This is a genomic window from Neisseria sp. P0020.S005 (assembly GCF_051957055.1).
GTDB classification, from domain to species: Bacteria; Pseudomonadota; Gammaproteobacteria; order Burkholderiales; family Neisseriaceae; genus Neisseria; species Neisseria subflava_A.
This window is the reverse complement of record NZ_JBQCWV010000003.1, coordinates 1-18019: the sequence shown is the minus strand read 5'-3', so window position 1 is coordinate 18019 and position 18019 is coordinate 1. Positions and strand designations below refer to the sequence as shown.

The 18019-nt window shown below is 49.0% G+C and carries 17 protein-coding genes; 8 read left to right on the top strand and 9 right to left on the bottom strand.

What is annotated here, in order from left to right:
* Nucleotides 1-26 precede the first annotated feature (26 nt).
* Entirely contained in the window at nucleotides 27-1472 is a 1446-nt protein-coding gene (gene zwf, locus ACTHTU_RS03355; protein ID WP_440361756.1) for a glucose-6-phosphate dehydrogenase, read from the bottom strand.
* 482 nt (nucleotides 1473-1954) lie between these two features.
* Here zwf and edd point away from each other — a divergent pair, with 482 nt between their 5' ends.
* On the top strand, nucleotides 1955-3790 hold the full coding sequence (gene edd / locus ACTHTU_RS03350; protein ID WP_440361755.1) for a phosphogluconate dehydratase: 1836 nt from the start codon (nucleotides 1955-1957) through the stop codon (nucleotides 3788-3790).
* Between the two features lie 90 nt (nucleotides 3791-3880).
* Complete coding sequence (locus tag ACTHTU_RS03345) at nucleotides 3881-4519, top strand: bifunctional 4-hydroxy-2-oxoglutarate aldolase/2-dehydro-3-deoxy-phosphogluconate aldolase (RefSeq protein WP_003745733.1); 639 nt, start codon at nucleotides 3881-3883, stop codon at nucleotides 4517-4519.
* A 104-nt stretch (nucleotides 4520-4623) separates the two neighbouring features.
* Here the strand turns inward: ACTHTU_RS03345 and ACTHTU_RS03340 are convergent, their stop codons facing one another.
* The 5 genes from ACTHTU_RS03340 to ACTHTU_RS03320 form a co-directional block, all read right to left on the bottom strand.
* The gene (locus ACTHTU_RS03340) at nucleotides 4624-4992 is read right to left on the bottom strand and encodes a hypothetical protein (protein WP_440361754.1); all 369 of its coding nucleotides are present in this window, start codon (nucleotides 4990-4992) and stop codon (nucleotides 4624-4626) included.
* A 67-nt stretch (nucleotides 4993-5059) separates the two neighbouring features.
* The gene (locus ACTHTU_RS03335; protein ID WP_440361753.1) at nucleotides 5060-6670 is read right to left on the bottom strand and encodes an NAD(P)-binding protein; all 1611 of its coding nucleotides are present in this window, start codon (nucleotides 6668-6670) and stop codon (nucleotides 5060-5062) included.
* 201 nt (nucleotides 6671-6871) lie between these two features.
* On the bottom strand, nucleotides 6872-7234 hold the full coding sequence (gene speD / locus ACTHTU_RS03330) for an adenosylmethionine decarboxylase (RefSeq protein ID WP_440361752.1): 363 nt from the start codon (nucleotides 7232-7234) through the stop codon (nucleotides 6872-6874).
* Complete coding sequence (locus ACTHTU_RS03325; RefSeq protein WP_440361751.1) at nucleotides 7231-8925, bottom strand: DUF4178 domain-containing protein; 1695 nt, start codon at nucleotides 8923-8925, stop codon at nucleotides 7231-7233. Before ACTHTU_RS03325 ends, speD begins: the two co-directional genes overlap by 4 nt.
* A gap of 192 nt (nucleotides 8926-9117) precedes the next feature.
* On the bottom strand, nucleotides 9118-10131 hold the full coding sequence (locus ACTHTU_RS03320; RefSeq protein ID WP_440361750.1) for an SPFH domain-containing protein: 1014 nt from the start codon (nucleotides 10129-10131) through the stop codon (nucleotides 9118-9120).
* Nucleotides 10132-10538: 407 nt separating this feature from the next.
* Between ACTHTU_RS03320 and ACTHTU_RS03315 the strand changes: the two genes are divergently transcribed.
* Nucleotides 10539-11381, top strand: a complete 843-nt coding sequence (locus tag ACTHTU_RS03315) for an outer membrane beta-barrel protein (protein ID WP_440361749.1) — start codon at nucleotides 10539-10541, stop codon at nucleotides 11379-11381.
* A 201-nt stretch (nucleotides 11382-11582) separates the two neighbouring features.
* Here the strand turns inward: ACTHTU_RS03315 and ACTHTU_RS03310 are convergent, their stop codons facing one another.
* Nucleotides 11583-11981: a DUF350 domain-containing protein gene (locus ACTHTU_RS03310; protein WP_210389033.1), complete on the bottom strand. Its 399-nt coding sequence runs from the start codon at nucleotides 11979-11981 to the stop codon at nucleotides 11583-11585.
* A 206-nt stretch (nucleotides 11982-12187) separates the two neighbouring features.
* Here ACTHTU_RS03310 and ACTHTU_RS03305 point away from each other — a divergent pair, with 206 nt between their 5' ends.
* On the top strand, nucleotides 12188-12940 hold the full coding sequence (locus ACTHTU_RS03305) for a CPBP family glutamic-type intramembrane protease (RefSeq protein ID WP_440361748.1): 753 nt from the start codon (nucleotides 12188-12190) through the stop codon (nucleotides 12938-12940).
* 73 nt (nucleotides 12941-13013) lie between these two features.
* Here the strand turns inward: ACTHTU_RS03305 and ACTHTU_RS03300 are convergent, their stop codons facing one another.
* Entirely contained in the window at nucleotides 13014-13361 is a 348-nt protein-coding gene (locus ACTHTU_RS03300; protein ID WP_003686176.1) for a hypothetical protein, read from the bottom strand.
* 174 nt (nucleotides 13362-13535) lie between these two features.
* On the opposite strand from ACTHTU_RS03300, the gene ACTHTU_RS03295 reads away from it, so the two are divergent.
* Both ACTHTU_RS03295 and ACTHTU_RS03290 read left to right on the top strand, forming a co-directional pair.
* Nucleotides 13536-14426, top strand: a complete 891-nt coding sequence (locus ACTHTU_RS03295; RefSeq protein ID WP_440361747.1) for a DMT family transporter — start codon at nucleotides 13536-13538, stop codon at nucleotides 14424-14426.
* A gap of 18 nt (nucleotides 14427-14444) precedes the next feature.
* On the top strand, nucleotides 14445-14801 hold the full coding sequence (locus ACTHTU_RS03290; RefSeq protein WP_063067994.1) for an STAS/SEC14 domain-containing protein: 357 nt from the start codon (nucleotides 14445-14447) through the stop codon (nucleotides 14799-14801).
* A 154-nt stretch (nucleotides 14802-14955) separates the two neighbouring features.
* Here ACTHTU_RS03290 and argS read toward each other — a convergent pair whose 3' ends face one another.
* Entirely contained in the window at nucleotides 14956-16674 is a 1719-nt protein-coding gene (gene argS, locus ACTHTU_RS03285; protein ID WP_440361746.1) for an arginine--tRNA ligase, read from the bottom strand.
* A 153-nt stretch (nucleotides 16675-16827) separates the two neighbouring features.
* On the opposite strand from argS, the gene ACTHTU_RS03280 reads away from it, so the two are divergent.
* Both ACTHTU_RS03280 and ACTHTU_RS03275 read left to right on the top strand, forming a co-directional pair.
* Nucleotides 16828-17364: an isochorismatase family protein gene (locus tag ACTHTU_RS03280; RefSeq protein WP_440361745.1), complete on the top strand. Its 537-nt coding sequence runs from the start codon at nucleotides 16828-16830 to the stop codon at nucleotides 17362-17364.
* A 13-nt stretch (nucleotides 17365-17377) separates the two neighbouring features.
* Nucleotides 17378-17878, top strand: coding sequence for an N-acetyltransferase family protein (locus ACTHTU_RS03275; RefSeq protein ID WP_440361744.1), 501 nt, complete (start codon nucleotides 17378-17380; stop codon nucleotides 17876-17878).
* The last annotated feature ends 141 nt before the right edge of the window (nucleotides 17879-18019 follow it).

Sequence of the window (18019 nt, the reverse complement as noted above, 5' to 3'; positions counted from 1 at the left end):
GAAAACAAGGCCGTCTGAAAGAAATATTATTGCTCTTCGTGCCACTTGTTGCCGTCACGGGCCAACAGCGCGCGCGCAGCTTCAGGGCCCCAAGAATGGGCTTCGTAAGCATGTGGAGGCGTTGTATTGTTCGCCCAGTTTTCCAAAATCGGCATCACATATTCCCAAGCAGCTTCGAGTTCGTCACGACGGTTGAACAAAGCGAGTTTGCCGTTAATCACATCCAGCAGCAGGCGCTCATAAGCCTCGGCGCGGCGGCCCTCTACGGCTGTGCCCAAGTCTACGCCAATCGGTGTAACTTCGACTTTGTTGCCTGCACCCGGGGTTTTTACTTGAGTGTAAAGGCGGACGGATTCGGTCGGTTGTAGTTCAATAACCAAACGATTCGGCGCGGCTTGGCTGTTGTCAAAAATATGGTTTTGCAGCGGACGGAAGTTCAACACAATTTCCGCCACTTTGCCTGCCATGCGTTTGCCGGTACGCAGGTAGAAAGGTACGCCTTTCCAACGCTCGTTTTCAATTTCGGCTTTGATGGCGACATAGGTTTCAGTGAAACTGTCTTTCGGTACATCGACTTCTTCCAGATAGCCGTTCATGCCGTTTGCTGCAACATATTGGCCGCGAATAACATTTTCGTTGACGGATTCGATGGTCAGCGGTTTCAGAGATTTGATGACTTTCACTTTCTCGTCGCGTACGGCATCGGCATCCAAGCTCGCCGGTGCTTCCATCGCAGTCATACAAAGCATTTGCATCAAGTGGTTTTGCACCATATCGCGCAATGCGCCGGTAATGTCGTAAAACTCACCGCGTTCTTCCACGCCCAACTGCTCGGCGATGGTCAGCTGTACGCTTTCAATATATTTATTGTTCCACAAAGGCTCGAACATCACATTGGCAAAACGCAAGGCCAGCAGGTTTTGCAGGCTTTCTTTACCCAAATAATGGTCGATACGGTAGATCTGCTCTTCTTTGAAATAACGGGCCACATCTGTATTGATTTGTTGGGAAGAGGCCAAGTCCGTACCCAACGGTTTTTCCAAAACCACGCGCACGTTATCGGCATTCAAACCGATTTCGGCAAGGTTTTCACAGGCTTGCGCAAAGAATTTCGGCGCAGTTGAGAGGTAGATCACGACATTTTCAGTATTCTTGCGTGCTTTTACCAAGTCGCCCAAGGCAATGAAATCGCCTTTCTTTGTCACATCGACTTTCAAATACTCAAGACGTTGGATGAACGATGCCCACGCTTCATCTGAGAAGTTTTGTTTGACATGGATTTTAGAATTCGTTTCCACTTTAGCCAAAAAGCCGGCGGTATCCAATTCGCTACGGCTTACGCCCAAAATACGACCTTCGGGATGAAGCAAACCGGCTACATGCGCCTGATACAGGCAAGGCAAAAGTTTACGCATTGCCAAATCGCCGGTCGCGCCAAACAACACCAAATCAAAATTTGTCTGTGTACTCATTGTTTCATCTCTCGTTGAGGAAGCTTGCTTCAAAACTTTTGGACTGTCGTCATCTATAAAAATCGATTAGAATCAAAAGCCTTTAAGCAATAAGCAGTAAAAAACCAATCGCCTGCACCAAAATTTCAAACAAGCGGGCTAATGAGTAGTAATACTACACATGGCTACACATTTTGTCTATTCTCATTTTTACAAATTGTTTGATTTAACATAAAAGTTTGATGACTTTTGCAGCCTGCCATTTTACGAATTGACCATACCTCGATTTAAATCAAATTTCTTCCACTTAGTAAATTATTTTGTAACAAAATTACAGATTTTGTACTATAATATGCGGACGCTTCGAAGAGAAAATCTTCAAATATTCAGACGGTCCTTATTATTCATTCCCACAGCTCAAGGCCGTCTGAAACATACCCAATACAAAAATCAGAAACGCGCAAACAAAATCCCTATCATATCGTTTAGCCAGGAGACCGCACATGAACCCCACTCCTATTCACCCGAAACTCGCCGAAATTACCGAGCGCATCATCGAGCGCAGCCGCCCGACGCGTGAAAAGTATCTGGCGAAAATCCGCAGCGCCAAACAGATGGGACGCTTAGAGCGCAACCAGCTCGGCTGCAGCAACTTAGCACACGGCTATGCCGCCATGCCCAAAAGCATCAAAATCGAAATGCTTCAGGAAACCGTCCCCAACTTAGGCATCATCACTGCCTACAATGACATGGTTTCCGCACACCAGCCGTTTAAAGACTTCCCTGACCAAATCAAAGACGAAGCACAGAAAAACGGCGCGACCGCACAAGTCGCCGGCGGCACACCCGCCATGTGCGACGGCATCACGCAAGGTTATGCCGGCATGGAATTGTCGCTGTTTTCCCGCGACGTGATTGCCATGAGTACCGCCATCGGTCTGTCGCATCAAATGTTTGACGGCAGCCTGTTTATGGGCGTGTGCGACAAAATTGTTCCCGGCCTGATGATCGGTGCGTTGTCTTTCGGCCATATTCCGGGCATCTTCGTTCCGGCAGGCCCGATGTCCAGCGGTATCGGCAATAAAGAAAAAGCCCGTACCCGCCAGCTTTTTGCCGAAGGTAAAGTCGGTCGCGATGCCTTGCTTGAAAGCGAAATGGGCTCTTACCACAGCCCGGGTACTTGTACTTTCTACGGCACCGCCAACTCCAACCAAATGATGATGGAAATGATGGGTGTACACCTGCCTGCCGCCGCCTTCGTCCATCCCTATACCGACCTGCGCGAAGCTCTGACCCGCTACGCAGCCGGACACCTTGCACGCGGCATTAAAAACGGCACCATCAAACCATTGGGCGAAATGTTGACCGAAAAATCCTTTATCAACGCCCTGATCGGTCTGATGGCAACCGGCGGCTCGACCAACCACACCATGCACCTCGTCGCCATGGCGCGTGCCGCAGGCGTGATTTTGAACTGGGACGACTTCGACGAAATTTCCTCCATCATCCCATTGCTGATCCGTGTGTATCCCAACGGCAAAGCCGACGTAAACCACTTTACTGCTGCCGGCGGCCTGCCTTTCGTCATCCGAGAATTGTTGGACGCAGGCCTGTTGCACGACGATGTCGATACCGTCGTCGGACACGGTATGCGCCACTACACCAAAGAGCCTTTCCTCATCGACGGCAAACTCGAATGGCGTGAAGCACCCGAAACCAGCGGCAATGAAGACATCCTGCGCAAAGCCGACAATCCGTTCTCCCCAGACGGTGGTCTGCGCCTGATGAAAGGCAACATCGGTCGCGGCGTAATTAAAGTATCCGCCGTGCGCGAAGGCTGCCGCATCATCGAAGCGCCTGCCATCGTATTCAACGACCAACGCGAAGTATTGGCCGCATTTGAACGCGGCGAGTTGGAACGCGATTTCGTCTGCGTCGTCCGCTACCAAGGCCCGCGCGCCAACGGTATGCCCGAGTTGCACAAACTGACCCCGCCTTTGGGCATCCTGCAAGACCGCGGCTTCAAAGTGGCGTTGCTGACCGACGGCCGTATGTCCGGCGCGTCCGGTAAAGTTCCGGCCTCCATCCACATGACGCCCGAAGCCCTGATGGGCGGCAATATCGCCAAAATTCGTACCGGCGACCTGATCCGCTTCGACTCCGTTACCGGCGAACTCAACGTCCTGATTGACGAAGCCGAATGGAACGCTCGCGAAGTCGAACGTATCGATTTGAGCGCGAACCAACAAGGTTGCGGCCGCGAACTCTTCACCAACTTCCGCAGCATGACCAGCAGCGCAGAAACCGGTGCCATGAGCTTCGGCGGCGAATTTGCCTAAACCCTTTTCAGACGGCCTCTTAAAACAAACAGGCCGTCTGAAACCATGTTATCGACCCTATTACGATACAGTCCCCAACGGAGACCTAAAATGTCTAAACTGACCCCTCGTGAAATTCTGACTGCCGGCGCAGTTGTACCGGTAATGGCGATTGACGACTTGAGCACTGCCGTCGATTTATCCCATGCCCTTGTCGAAGGCGGCATTCCCACCCTCGAAATCACCCTGCGCACCCCTGTCGGCCTCGACGCCATCCGCCTGATTGCCAAAGAAGTGCCCAATGCCATCGTCGGCGCGGGTACGGTAACCAATCCCGAACAGCTCAAAGCCGTCGAAGACGCAGGTGCGGTTTTCGCCATCAGCCCGGGTTTGCACGAATCCCTCGCCAAAGCCAGCCACAACAGCGGCATTCCCCTGATTCCCGGCGTTGCCACTCCGGGTGAAGTCCAGCTGGCTTTGGAACACGGCATCGACACCCTCAAACTCTTTCCTGCTGAAGTCGTTGGCGGCAAAGCCATGCTCAAAGCCCTGTACGGCCCTTACGCCGACGTGCGCTTCTGTCCAACCGGCGGCATCAGCCTGGCAACCGCTCCCGAGTACTTGGCGCTGCCTAATGTCTTGTGCGTCGGCGGCTCATGGCTGACTCCGAAAGAAGCCATCAAAAACAAAGACTGGGATACCATCACCCGTCTGGCTCGCGAAGCTGCCGCTTTGAAACCAAAAGCCTAATCAGGTTATAGGTTAAAAAAGAAAAGGCCGTCTGAATATGATTTCAGACGGCCTTTTTTTACTGCAAGCATACGAATCAAACATTATTCGGTTTAATATTTATCCTAACTGGCGGCATTAACACACAAAGATTCAATCTTACCCGCCCTCGGGAAGCGGATAGTGTAACGTCCTTTCTGATCAATTTCGGCAAAGCTGAAGCGGTTTTCAGGCGTATCACCATCAGCCCCTACTTCCAAAGCAATCCGTTTGCCTTTCGGGTCTTTCACAACGACACCGGGACTAACAGGCGCGAATGAAAGCACTAAACCGGCATCTGCCGAACTATTAAAACCATACACTTGGCCACGTTTAACCTGTAAGGGTTGGTCAATGCAGCCTGTTTCGTCCAGAGGCAGCATTTTTTCAGCAGAGGCAAATGCCGCACTCCCTAATCCTAAGGCAACAATCAGAGAAAAGCTCAAATATTTCATATATTTCCTTTTAGAATTAAAATTTAAATACAAACAGATATTTAGTCCAGTATCCGCCTAATTCAAATTATCCCTGTTCCAACACTTTCCGTGCCGCTTCCACACCCCAATACAAAGCCTCTTCAAATACCGAATAGCTGCTTAAATCACTGTGTGCAAATAATAATCCGGTATTTTGACTTCTGATTTTTAATAAATCCTCATCGCTTAAATAGCCGGGTTTCGGCACGCTCATGCCATGCCCCCGAACGATAATGTCAACATGGGAAACGTGCCGCCAAAAGCCTTCGCCGTAAGCGGTAAGCAGATCTTGGGCGGCAAGCTGGAGCAACTCTTCGTCACTTGCTTCAAGTAGCTGGCGGCGGACGGCTTGTGGCGTATCGTGGTTGAGCGCGGCGTAGGCGGTAAAAATCGTGCGTTCAGGACGGGCAACCCGAATAAACTGGTTGGTTGCAACAACGTAGCCCAGCCCTTGGCTGCCGTAAACCACATTGTCCCACGCAAGTTCGCTGTTGTTTTTTTCTTTCGGGAAACTGTGCAATTCAAAATTAGAAACCAGCCATGGCGCGTATTCGGGAATGTCTAGACCAAATTGTTCGGGAGATTCAATAATGCGGGCGGCAACCATCAGCGGCATGGCGGAGATAACGTTTTGTGCGGTGACTGCAACGGTTCCCCCTTTTGCATTATCACGCAGCCACACTTCAATCCGGCCGTCTGAAAACGATTTGATTTTGACGGCGGAAGCATTAACCGAAGCAGGTTTCTCCAAACGGATACGGTTTTCAGATGGCCATTGCCAGCCTTCCTGCAAACCAGCATGACGGCGCAGGTTTTCAGAAAGATGTGCCAAACCTTCGGGCCAAGTGAGAACGGTTTCCGCGCTGTTGCGGGCGGCAAAATAATGCAATCCGGCAAAGGCAGACACTTGCCCGATGCCTTGTCCGTAATCGTCGCGGCAACAATAATCGAGATACCACAAAAGCTCGGGCGAGTGGTAACCTTCTTGCTCAAGCCATTGTTTGAACGTTAAATCATCAAGTTTGCGCCATGTCTCATCTACCGATGACAGCGCAATCGGAATGGCAAAAATTTTCTTACCATCATTGCCGTAAGCCTGTTTCAGACGGCCTATCAAATCAAAAAACCGTTTGGAATCCGCATCTTCTTTCGGCAATAGATGTTCTACCCATTTATCCTGATATAAGAGGCGCGATTCGGGCGCATAGACCAAATCGGTTTCCCTAAAGCTGCCGTCCGACTGCAAAATACCGAAATCCGCCAACATCTCGCGCACATACACGCTTTCTTTCGACGGCGAAGCCAAATAATGCGCACCACTCGGCGCTTTCAGGCCGTCTGAAGACGTATAGGCGGCATTGTTGCCATTACGTTCAAACCCTTCTGCCAACAATACATCGCGGTGATTATGCTTCGCCAAATACCACAACGCCCCCAACCCAGCCGCACCGCCGCCGAGTATCAACGTATTGCATTCATAACGACGAGCCGGTGCCTGCAACAATTTTCGATCGCGCAACAAATGCCCCAACGGCAAGCCGACACGGTTAATAGAAACCGGCGGTTTGCGGTTGAGGTACTTATAAGTCTGCCTAGAGAAAGCAGAGGCAGCGCCAAGCGCGGCGGTATAGCTGAGAAATTGACGGCGGGTTAGCATAATAAATTATTGCTTTTCAGTATTTTTTAGGAAAGCAAGTCATACACCCTTTTCTCTGTAAGATACCCATTATTTCCAAATGCCTTCATGTTATAGAACCGATAACACTTACTTAACCAGCAATAAATTAACATCTCCTGAAATATCAAATGGCGTATGCTTGGCGTTGAACTTTTGCCCCTCTTGCCAATATTGATAAAACTAAAATAAAGTCAAATCACTGCCTCTATTTACAACCGTCCAATCCACCCGTTCCGCCGCCAACTCCCTGCACAACACTTCCTTCACTTTTTCCAATTTCATACCTCCGCAAATAAATGCGTCTATAGCGGCAAAACGGTGTTCAGGCCAAGTATGGATACTGATATGGGACTCGGCGAGCAGCAAAACGCCGGTTACGCCGCCTGCGCCGCCGAAGGTATGGAAATGTTCGGTCAATATGATGGCTTCTGCAGCCTGTGCGGCAGCTGCCAAAGCGGTTTTCAGACGGCCTTCATCTTTTAAGATGGCTTCGTCGCAACCGTATAAGTCCAATAGGCCATGGTTACCGGGGGCATGGGTCATTTATGGCCTCCGGAATAGCCGCTTGAATAACCGCCGTAGCTTCCTCCTGAATGAACTCGGCTACTGTCATCATCCAAATCGGACAAATCTGCATAATTCATCATCGTAACAAAAACAATCAAAGCCATTGCGCAAATAACATATCCCACTCGAGAGATACTCTGTTCGCCATTTTCATCTCTCTTCCGTCCGACTATAAAAAGAGCATAGACACCCCAACCGATAAGAAATATATCGAATAGTGCATCGAAGCCATTCATAAACAATGACGGAATATTGACGATAACCAAAATAGCAATCATCAGAAGTCGTAATTTTTCATCGATATCATCTGCACTCATTTTCACGGTGTAAGATGATATTTTATTGGTCAATTCAAATGCGTCCGCAATTTCCCGATAAGTAATTGGGGCACTTCTAGTCCATGCCATTTCGTGACTGTTTAGTTCGGAGCCAATCTTACGGCTTTGTCCGTCTCGGTAATCGCTGTAATAGTTCAAATCACCGTTTCGGACACGCCAATAAAATGCTCCGCTGGCAATCCTGACTCGTCCGCCATAGTCATAAAGTTTGCCATAGCCTTGCGGTTGGCGGTTGCGGTCGAGGCGCGGCCAATCGTTCAAGGTTTCAGAAATATTCCAACCTTCATCAGCTTCAACCAGCCATAAGAAACCCTGAGTTGGGTTGTAAAGCAAATACTCTGTCCACTGCCCTTCTGGTGCCAATGTATGTTTGGCACCTTTGAACAAGTTATTAAATGTTTCCTGCGCATCTGTTTCTAAATATCTGATTGCGCCGATAACATGAAACTCTTTATTTTTCAGACAGCCTGTCGAGCCGACAGGCAAAGTAAACATCGTATTTTGGGACAAACGCAGATTGTTGGCGGTAATAAGCTCCGCTTTATCTTTGCCGACTGCCAATTCGCTGCCGCAACTTTGACAGTTCAGATGGGAAGTCAGCCCGTTTACCCAATGAATGGATGAGCCGCAGTTAGGACAGTTTTCTGAAGTAATACTGCCTTTCAGACGGCCTGCGCTTTCTTTAATTTCATCTTCGTGGCGCGTGTTTTCCAGCTTCAAATCATCTAGGTTTACCATCCGACCGAAGAAGGCTTTGGGTGTTTTGTTGCTGTAATCGAGCGTGATGAAAAGGTTTTCGCAACGCCAGTCGGAAACCCGATTTTCTGTATCCTCTTTCAAAACAAACGGCAATTCACCCTGTGCGGCGGCGCGTTTCAAGCTGATTTTGCGGACATCGGAGGCAATATAGTGCTTATCTTGAAAAGTCAGCTCGCTAAATCCGGCTCGCGTGTCTTCAAATTTCGGCGGATTATCGATTTCGACCGGCATGGTCATCACATACAAATCACCCGCCTCAGAAAGCCAACCGGCTCTGCCGTCGTCAAATAGCGCATACCATTCATTCCACGCACCATCGTCGTATTGCACCTGAAGCCGTCCGACCAAGGTAAAGCGTTGAGCGACAAATGTGCCGCTGGTTCCGATTTGCAGCGGACTAAAATCTTCCAGCAATGCGGAATCGCGGCCGGAGTCGACAACGCCGTTATCTTGCCGCACCAGCATGCTGTTGCAATAGCCGCACACCAGCGTCACGGCAGAAGCAGAATGCGCTTCGACAGGTGCGCCGCAGCTTGGGCAGTCGGTTTTGAAGAAAGGAGTTTGAGACATGGATTTGCTTTTCCAGAATGGGTTGGAGTGTTTCAGACGGCCTTAGCGTTTATATCAACTGGTTTTATCAATGATTTCAGATTAAAACGCCGAACAGACTCAATCAAATGATTCAAAAGGCCGTCTGAAACCTTTTCACAGAAGCAGCTCAACGCTTCTTTGAATGATATTTTTCAGACGGCCTTCAATTGATTAACCAATCAGCTGCTTCAACACTTCAGCCTTGGCCTTATCAAAATCTTCTTGCGAAATCAAACCGCCATCCAGCAAAGACTTGAGTTTCACCAATTTCGCCTGCGGATCTTCGGCAGCCGGCTGAACATTTTGCTGAGCCTGTTGCGTATTCGGCTGCATCATGCCCGCCATGGCACCCGCCATCGCTTGACCAATACCGGCACCTACGCCCAAACCTGCACCAATTCCGGCAAGTCCGCCTTCATTTTGTGCCGCAAGCGGGATGGATTCGGCGGTTTGATATTGGGTGTAACGTCCCAAATCGCCGATAACGCCCATCGAAATTTTCTTATCCAACGCAGCCTGGATAGAAGCAGGCAAGGTAATGCTTTCAACAGTGAAGTTTTCCAGCGCCAAACCCAGCTTGGCAAATTCCGCGCCAAGCAATTCGCCGATTTTTTGTGACAGCAAAACTTGGTTCGCCGCCATATCCAAGAATGGGATACCGGAGCTGCCAAACGCGGCCGCCAACTGGGTGACTGCAATATTGCGCAGCTGGTTTTCCAAATCTACGCCGCTGTATTGCGCCGCCACGCCGCTGACTTCTTTGAAGAATTTTGCCGGATCGCTGATGCGGTAAGAATACATACCGAACGAACGCAATTGCACCGCGCCAAACTCGGCATCGCGCACGGTAACAGGTTGGGACGTACCCCATTTTCGTGCAAGCTGCTGTTTGGTATTAAAAAAGTAAACATCCGATTTAAACGGAGATTCAAAGAGCTTGTCCCAGTTTTTCAAGTTGGTCAGTACTGGCAACGTTTGCGTATTAAGCGTGTAACGCCCCGGACTAAACACGTCGGCGGTTACGCCTTCATCGACAAACATCGCCATCTGCGCCTCACGCACAGTCAGGCTCGCACCGTTTTGGATCTCCTCATCGGCAATCGGAAAACGCCACATCAGCAGGCTGTCATCGGGATTCGGCCATTGAATGACGTCGATAAACTGTTTCTTGATAAAGTTGAACATCGCAGTTCCTTATTTGAAGAAGAAGGGATAACTTAATGGGCAGTCAGGTCAATTTGCCTGGTCGGTAATATCGCTTATTTTATATAAATAGAATGTCATACGATATTAACATTCAAAATGTCTTTATGCATGGGAATAGAGTGGGTTGCTCTATCTATTTTTAGTATTAAACCCACTAGCCAACCCAGAAACATTAACATATCATTAAAATTCATGCAGACTCTGTTTTACACTATTTTTCTGCTTTTACCTGCGCTATATCATAAAAAAGACAAATACAGGTAGAAAATCATTAAACACCATACCAAGCGTTCACTACACCTGTTAATATTTACCAAATCCTAGAAATTCATCATGCTGTATTGTCAAATTATCACATTGGCTTTCATAAAGTAAAAGGAATTTATATGAAAAATTCTGCTCATTTCTGTTTTGCAGTGTTAGCACTCTCTGCTGCCGTAAGTACACAGGCTGCCCGCCCTGTTGAATTTACCGTTGGTAGCGAATATTACAACGAGACCTATCGCGAATACGAAAAAGATGGTAGTCGCTTAATGCAGCAAAAAGGCAACTTATGGTCTATTAATGCCGGTGTAAAATACCGTTTCAACGATCGCCATGCGGCAAAATTAGAAGGCCGTTATTCGCGCGGTAAAACAGATTACACAGGAAGCGTACAATATATAACTGAGGATTATATCGACGATTCAGCAAGTTATGGCTCAGCCACACTCAAAAATGCACCACGCCGCGCATACGATATCCGTGCCTTATACGAATATACACTCCCGATTAACAATCGCTTTAGTATTACTGCCGGAGCCGGCTTGGGACACCGTGTTCTGAGAGACTTAAGCAGCCGCATTGATCCTAATGATTATGACCGCAAAAACCGAACCACATATGCGCAAATCAATACTGGAGTAAATATCGCCCTTCCTGCAAACTTTGAGATATCTCCCCGCATTGCCTACAATCGTGCCGTGAAAGGCCGCCAATATTCTTACGAACCCGACCAGGTAGAAACCCGAATGAAACAAGGCGGCGGACAAGGTATTGAGGTTGAAGTGCCTATATCTAAAAAATTCGCTAACGGCTCCAAAATCAGCCTCACTCCATTCTATCGCGGCTGGAAAGTTAAAGAATCGAACCTTACCGTTACGGAAGAGTATGACTCATATGAATTGGGATCTATAGAACCTAAAAACCACACCCACGAAGCGGGCGTAAGATTGCAATACTCTTTCTAATTTGATGAACTTAAGTAGTTAAAATGTTTCAGACGGCCTTGTATATAACAGGCCGTCTGAATTTTTTGATGCTTTCAGAATTTCACTATAACGCCAATACCATCAGACATAAGACCTTATCAGTCAAAAAAATATACCGATAATTTTTCCAGGCAGGAGTCAGGATCAGCACATCTTTTGCTATCCAACCGACCATCAAAATCAAGTCAAGCAAGCAGCGTTCAAAATGCCGATCGAGATGGACACTGCACCAAACAGCGCGCCGACGGCGACATTGTTGCCGATAAGTTCTGGGGTAGCGTCTTTAATCATCATTGTTGCAGCGAAATAGACAAAAATCTGAATCACTGCTGCGGCAAGTCCCCACAGGATAAAATCGATGAAGCTGACGCTGTGTGCAATGCTTGAGGCAAGCGTCAGACAGAAACCGACCAACGCGCCGCCAAACGATAAGGCGCAGGCAAGGTTGCCGTTTTTAATCAGGCGCAATTCTTCGGCGGGGGTAATCCGCAGATATACGGCACCGAAAACTACAGTCATGGCGATACCTGCCAACATGTATTGCAGGTACAGCAGATATTGGGACAGAGAAATACTCACGATAAGATTCCTTAGTTTGCAATAAAGTGATTATGCCATATTTTTGAAGATAAACCCTTCTGAAAATACGGCATTTTAGAAGCACTTCAGGCCGTCTGAAACAGCCTGATTTTTAATTCATGTTTTATTACGATAATTGTTGACGATTTTTGTATGTTTATGTAACTATTGCGCACTGCCATTTAATTAGAGTAAAGAGGAGAATTATGAGCATGCTCGCCACTATCCGCCCTAAAGAGCCTTTGCGCCATCTGCGCTGGTTTGACATGCTGATTGTTACCGCCATCCTGTTCGGTCAATTTGCCTACCGTTCTACTCAACTTTATATCGCCAGCCTGATGCCACAAATAGAAACGGCCGCTGTTACCGAAGAGGCGCGCGATACTGCGGTAACCGGCGTGGCTTATTCGGAAAACATGAGCCTGCAGTTGACGCTGCTTGCTATTGCTCTGATTTACCTCGTTATCCGCCGTTTCGACTTCAAACAGTTGCCGATTCGCTTTAATTTAGGCGTATTGTTTTGGACCCCTGTGATTTTTATCCTGATGGGTCTGACCGCCGATGCGGTGACTTCGTTAAGCGGCGGCTACAATTACTTCACCACTGAAATTTTCCAATACATCAAACCATTATCCATCTTCGACAAATTCGCCGCCCTTGCGCCGATGGCCATCCTCTACGGCCTTTTAAACGGCTTTTACGAAGAATTCTGTTTCCTCGGCCTCTTAACCTGCGTGGAAGACAAATACAAATGGCAGGCATTGGCCTATTCGACCTTGGTGCGCATCTCCTTCCATACTTATCAAGGTATGCTTTGGGCGACCGTTATCGGCGTTGTTTTCGGCTTGATGTACTACTTCTTCTACAAATACAAAGTTAAAAACCTGCTGCCGTTTTTCCTGATTCACGCCTTGGCAGATATGTTCGGCTCCGGCTTCATCTATTTGATTTGCGCTTAATGGCAACGGTTGGATGAATAAACAAGGCCGTCTGAAACATCATTTTTCAGACGGCCTTTTATCCTCTATCGGTTTACTTAATCAAAGTAATTGCTACATCGGCATCTTCGGTTGCAACTGCCTCAATCACTGCATCGCCGCCAAACCGCAACACCGAGCCTGCGCCGACAGTATGTTTTTCAGTCTGATTCAACGTTACGTCAAAACTTCCTTTTCCAACGGCAAAAATCAGCGTTTTAAAACCCGGATGATCGTGCGGCTTAATCTGTTCCCCTTTTTTCATGTCTTTCTTAACGACCATGTAATTTTCGCCGCTGAAAATCTTACCGTTTTCGGAAGAAACCTCTCCCAAAGGCGCGGCAGAAACAGCAACGGAAAACAAAGCAGACAGCAATACAGCAGAAATATTAGATACTTTCATGGCAAGCCTTTCTTAAAATAGGGCTTCCATTCTATAAAAACCCACCTCATTACTCAATAATAATTCTTATTTTCTAATAAAAAGGCCGTCTGAAACCCAACGATATTTTTCAGACGGCCTGATTGACCTGTATAATATTTTCTTATTAATAAAATCGCTTTACATACCCATCAAATGGAAACCATCAGAAAAGATCCGCTCGGCTCGGCATGGGTGGTTATTGCCGCGCTCAGCTTTACCGTCATGAACCTCTCCGTCAAAGCCGCCTCTACACATTTCGGCTTTTCCAGCGGTGAGCTGGTCTTTTGGCGCATGCTGGTCTCCACCCTGTTCTTAGGCATCATGGCCAAAGCGCAAGGCAACACATTTTCCACGCCGCATTGGAAAACCCATCTCAACCGCAGCGTCATCGGCACGCTTGCCATGATGTGCACGCTTTATTCCGTCATACATCTGCCGCTGGCAACAGGCGTCACACTCAACTACACCTCCTCCATCTGGCTGGCCATTTTTTCATTTTTCATTTTAAAAGAACGAATTACGCTTTATACCCAAGCCATTTTGGTTATGGGCTTTGTCGGCGTTATCCTGCTGCTCAACCCATCTTTTCAAGGCGGACAGGAATTTGCCGCACTGGTCAGTTTGGCAGGCGGCGCCATGTCAGGCTGGGCGTATTTGCAAGTGCGCGAACTCTCGCTTTTGGGCGAACCGGGCTGGCGCGTGGTGTTTTATCTGTCGCTTACCGGCCTGATTATGTCCGCCATTTGGAGCTGCTTTACCGGCTGGCATCCGCTGACCGCGTCTTCCCTGCCCTATCTGGCCGGCATCGGCATCTCCGCCATGATTGCCCAACTGGCCATGACCCGCGCCTACAAGGTCGGCAAGAAATTTACCGTTGCCTCGCTTTCCTACCTGACCGTCGTTTTCTCCGCCTTATCCGGCGTACTGCTTTTCGGCGATAAAATCACTTGGCAGGAAACTGTCGGCATGGTTATCATTGTTGCAGGCGGCGTGTTCAGCAGTTTTACTCCGGCCTCAATCAAAAAATTTCTGATGAAGCAATAATTTAACAAGGAGAACACCATGATTTCCATCCGCGAACAATCTTACGGCTTAAACGTAGCGCTGTACAACGAGTTCACTTTGGACGATTTCCGCCAATTGGAAGAAGCCTTGTTGGCCGCGAAACAAAAAATCCATCTGCCCGACATCCTGTTAGACTTGTCCATGCTGAAAGACTTCACCATCGATATGGCGGTCGAGCAAATCAAATTTCTCAACCAACACGAAACCGACTTCGGCCGCGTTGCCGTCATTACCGACGACATTTGGATTAAACTCGGCGCGCGCCTTTCCAGCCTCCTGACCAACCAACATCCCAAATATTTCAGCGACGCTGCCGAAGCACAGGCTTGGTTGTTGGCAAGCAATTTGAAATAAAGATAAGGCCGTCTGAACGTATTATCTGAGCAAATTCAAAACCGCTTAGACTCAAACAACGGCATGACGACATCTGTCAAAGCATAAAAAAGGCCGTCTGAAACCTTGCAACCTGCAACGTTTCAGACGGCCTTTCATCGTTTTATTCAAAAACTTACATGACATCCAATACATCAATGCCCAACAACTCCAAGCCTTGTTTCAGTGTGTCGCCGGTCAACTTCGCCAGTTGCAGGCGACTGTTGCGGGTTGCGCCTTCTGATTTCAAAATCGGGCAGGCTTCGTAGAAGCGACTGAACAAGGTGGCGATTTGATAGAGGTAGGCGGCGAGGTAGTGCGGATACGCCGTGTCTGCCACGCTTTGCAGCACGTCTTCAAATTTCAGCAGCTCGGTGGCCAGTTGTTTTTCCAAAGGTTCGGTCAAAACGGTTGGCGCGGTTGCGTCCCATTCGCCTGCTTTGCGGAACACGCTTTGTACGCGTGTGTAGGCGTATTGCAGATAGGGGGCGGTATTGCCCTCAAACGAGAGCATGGCGTCCCAGTCGAATACATAATCGCTGGTGCGGTTTTTGCTCAAATCGGCGTATTTGACTGCACCGATGCCGACAGTTTTACCGATTTTTCCTGCTTCGTCTGTGCCCAATTCAGGATTTTTCTCTTTCACCAAAGTGGTGGCACGTTCAACGGCTTCGGTCAGCAGGTCAACCAGTTTTACGGTATCACCGCTGCGCGTTTTGAACGGTTTGCCGTCTTTGCCCATCATCGTACCAAAGCCGATAAACTCGGCTTTTACATCTTCCGGCAGATAGCCTGCTTTGCGGGAAGTGGTAAAGAGTTGCTCAAAGTGCAGGGCTTGGCGGTGGTCGACGACGTACAGCAGGCGGTCGGCATGAAGCGTACCGACGCGGTAGCGCAAACACGCCAAGTCGGTGGAAGCATAAAGGAAGCCGCCGCCTTGTTTTTGCACGATAAATGCGGCAGGTTCGCCGTCTTTGTTTTTGAACTCGTCCAAGAACACGACTTTCGCGCCGTCGTCTTCGACTGCCAAACCTTTTTCGACCAAATCATCGACCACAGGCTGCAAATCATCGTTGTATTTCGATTCGCCTGCCACGTCTTCAGGGCGCAGTTTCAAGCCCAGCGTGTCATAAACGGCTTGGGCGTGCGAGAGCGAAATATCGACAAACTGTTTCCACAATGCCAATACGGTTTCATCGCCGCCTTGCAGCTTCACAACGTATTCGCGTGCGGTGTCGGCGAAGGCAGGATCTTCGTCAAAGCGCACTTTGGCGGCGCGGTAAAACTGCTCCAAATCCGCCAGCTCAAACGCGGCATTGTCTTTTTGCTGTTCGACCAAATAAGCAACCAACATACCGAACTGCGTACCCCAGTCGCCGACGTGGTTTTGGCGGATAACGGTGTTGCCCATAAATTCCAATACGCGCGAAATGCTGTCGCCGATGATGCTGGAACGCAGGTGGCCGACGTGCATTTCTTTGGCCAGATTAGGCGAAGAATAGTCGATAACGACGGTTTGCGGTTTGTCGGTTTTCGCTACGCCGAAACGCGCGTTGTTCAAGGCCGTCTGAATGTTTTGGGCGAGGAACTCAGGACGCAGGCGCAGGTTGATAAAGCCCGGGCCGGCTACTTCCGCGCTTTTAATCACGGCGTTGCTCGCCAATGCTTCGGCCACTTTTTGCGCCAACTCACGCGGATTTTGTTTGGTTTTTTTCGCCGCACCCATCACGCCGTTGATTTGGAAATCGCCGTGTTCGGCGTTTTTGGTCGGCTGCAAAACAACGGGGCTGTCGGCGATGCCTGCGGCGGCAAAGGCAGCGGCGGCTTCGCGTTCGACGGTTTGGTATAAATTCATGTTGTCGGTCTCTATCAATTCAAATCAGGCGGTATTTTAAAAGAATTTCGGGCTTTAAAACAGGGCAAGCTGCAATACTTTTCCAGTGGCTTGTTATATGATTGCATTCTGATTCAACGATTTTGCTGTAAAGGCCGTCTGAAAGGAAAAGCCATGACCCCAAAAAATACGCTTTGTCTGATTGTCGATATTCAAGAACGCCTGCTGCCCGCCCTTTCCGGCGCGGACGAAATGTTGGAACGCTGCCGCCTGCTGATTCAAGGCTTGACGGCTTTGGATGTACCCTTTGCCGTAACCGAACAATATCCGAAAGGTTTGGGCAACACTGTGTCCGCCGTATCGCTGCTGTTGCCCGAAGGCACGCCGATTGTCGAGAAAACCCGATTTTCAGCGTTTTTACCTGAAATTCAGGCAATATTACGCAAAAACGACGTCAAAAACGTTATTTTAGTTGGAGCGGAAGCGCATATCTGTATGCTTCAGACGGCCTTGGATTTGAAGGCGCAAGGTTACGCCGTATCCCTGCCTTTCGAATGCATCGCCTCGCGCACAACAGCCAACCGCGACAATGGTTTGGCGCAAATGAGCCGTCAGGACATTATCATTTCCAATGTCGAAAGTATTTTGTTCCAACTGCTCGGTGATGCCAAACATCCGGCCTTTAAGACTATCTCCAAACTGATTCAATAACAGGCCGTCTGAAATGCAATACACCATCCGCCCAGCCCTGCGCCAAGACTTGCCCGCCATCGTCGATATTTACAACAGCACTGTGGCCACGCGCCAATCCACGGCCGATTTGTCGCCGACCACGGTTGCCGAACGCGAAATATGGTTTGCCGCACACACGGACAAACGCCCGATCTACGCCCTTTACGACACCGACGGCACCGTATTGGCCTGGGGCAGTTTCAGCGACTACCATCCGCGCTACGCCTACCACATCAGTGCGGAAGTCAGCGTTTATGTCCGCCACGATATGCGCGGCGCAGGCGTGGGCAAAATCCTGTTGCGGCATATGCTCGAACGCGCGCCATCCTTAGGCATCCGCAACGTCATCGCGCTTGTGTTCGGCCACAACTATCCGAGCCTGAACCTGTTTCACCGTTTCGGATTTGAAGAATGGGGGCGGCTGCCGCAAGTCTGCGATTTGGACACCATGTTGGCAGACGTCGTGATTTTGGGCAAAAGGATTGTCGATTGATGACGACAAAGGCCGAGACCTTTGCAAAATTCCCCAAAATCCCCTAAATTCCTACTAAGACATTTAGGGGATTTTCCATGAGCACCTTCTTCCAGCAAACCGCACAAGCCATGATTGCCAAACACATCGACCGTTTCCCAC

What these genes read in the sequence shown, in the direction of transcription:
- ACTHTU_RS03340 (WP_440361754.1), bottom strand. Translation starts at nt 4,992, where the DNA reads ATGAAATATTTGAGCTTTTCTCTGATTGTTGCCTTAGGATTAGGGAGT.
- edd (WP_440361755.1), top strand. Translation starts at nt 1,955, where the DNA reads ATGAACCCCACTCCTATTCACCCGAAACTCGCCGAAATTACCGAGCGC.
- ACTHTU_RS03305 (WP_440361748.1), top strand. Translation starts at nt 12,188, where the DNA reads ATGAGCATGCTCGCCACTATCCGCCCTAAAGAGCCTTTGCGCCATCTG.
- ACTHTU_RS03335 (WP_440361753.1), bottom strand. Translation starts at nt 6,670, where the DNA reads ATGCTAACCCGCCGTCAATTTCTCAGCTATACCGCCGCGCTTGGCGCT.
- ACTHTU_RS03300 (WP_003686176.1), bottom strand. Translation starts at nt 13,361, where the DNA reads ATGAAAGTATCTAATATTTCTGCTGTATTGCTGTCTGCTTTGTTTTCC.
- ACTHTU_RS03275 (WP_440361744.1), top strand. Translation starts at nt 17,378, where the DNA reads ATGCAATACACCATCCGCCCAGCCCTGCGCCAAGACTTGCCCGCCATC.
- ACTHTU_RS03280 (WP_440361745.1), top strand. Translation starts at nt 16,828, where the DNA reads ATGACCCCAAAAAATACGCTTTGTCTGATTGTCGATATTCAAGAACGC.
- ACTHTU_RS03290 (WP_063067994.1), top strand. Translation starts at nt 14,445, where the DNA reads ATGATTTCCATCCGCGAACAATCTTACGGCTTAAACGTAGCGCTGTAC.
- speD (WP_440361752.1), bottom strand. Translation starts at nt 7,234, where the DNA reads ATGACCCATGCCCCCGGTAACCATGGCCTATTGGACTTATACGGTTGC.
- ACTHTU_RS03325 (WP_440361751.1), bottom strand. Translation starts at nt 8,925, where the DNA reads ATGTCTCAAACTCCTTTCTTCAAAACCGACTGCCCAAGCTGCGGCGCA.
- ACTHTU_RS03315 (WP_440361749.1), top strand. Translation starts at nt 10,539, where the DNA reads ATGAAAAATTCTGCTCATTTCTGTTTTGCAGTGTTAGCACTCTCTGCT.
- zwf (WP_440361756.1), bottom strand. Translation starts at nt 1,472, where the DNA reads ATGAGTACACAGACAAATTTTGATTTGGTGTTGTTTGGCGCGACCGGC.
- argS (WP_440361746.1), bottom strand. Translation starts at nt 16,674, where the DNA reads ATGAATTTATACCAAACCGTCGAACGCGAAGCCGCCGCTGCCTTTGCC.
- ACTHTU_RS03345 (WP_003745733.1), top strand. Translation starts at nt 3,881, where the DNA reads ATGTCTAAACTGACCCCTCGTGAAATTCTGACTGCCGGCGCAGTTGTA.
- ACTHTU_RS03320 (WP_440361750.1), bottom strand. Translation starts at nt 10,131, where the DNA reads ATGTTCAACTTTATCAAGAAACAGTTTATCGACGTCATTCAATGGCCG.
- ACTHTU_RS03295 (WP_440361747.1), top strand. Translation starts at nt 13,536, where the DNA reads ATGGAAACCATCAGAAAAGATCCGCTCGGCTCGGCATGGGTGGTTATT.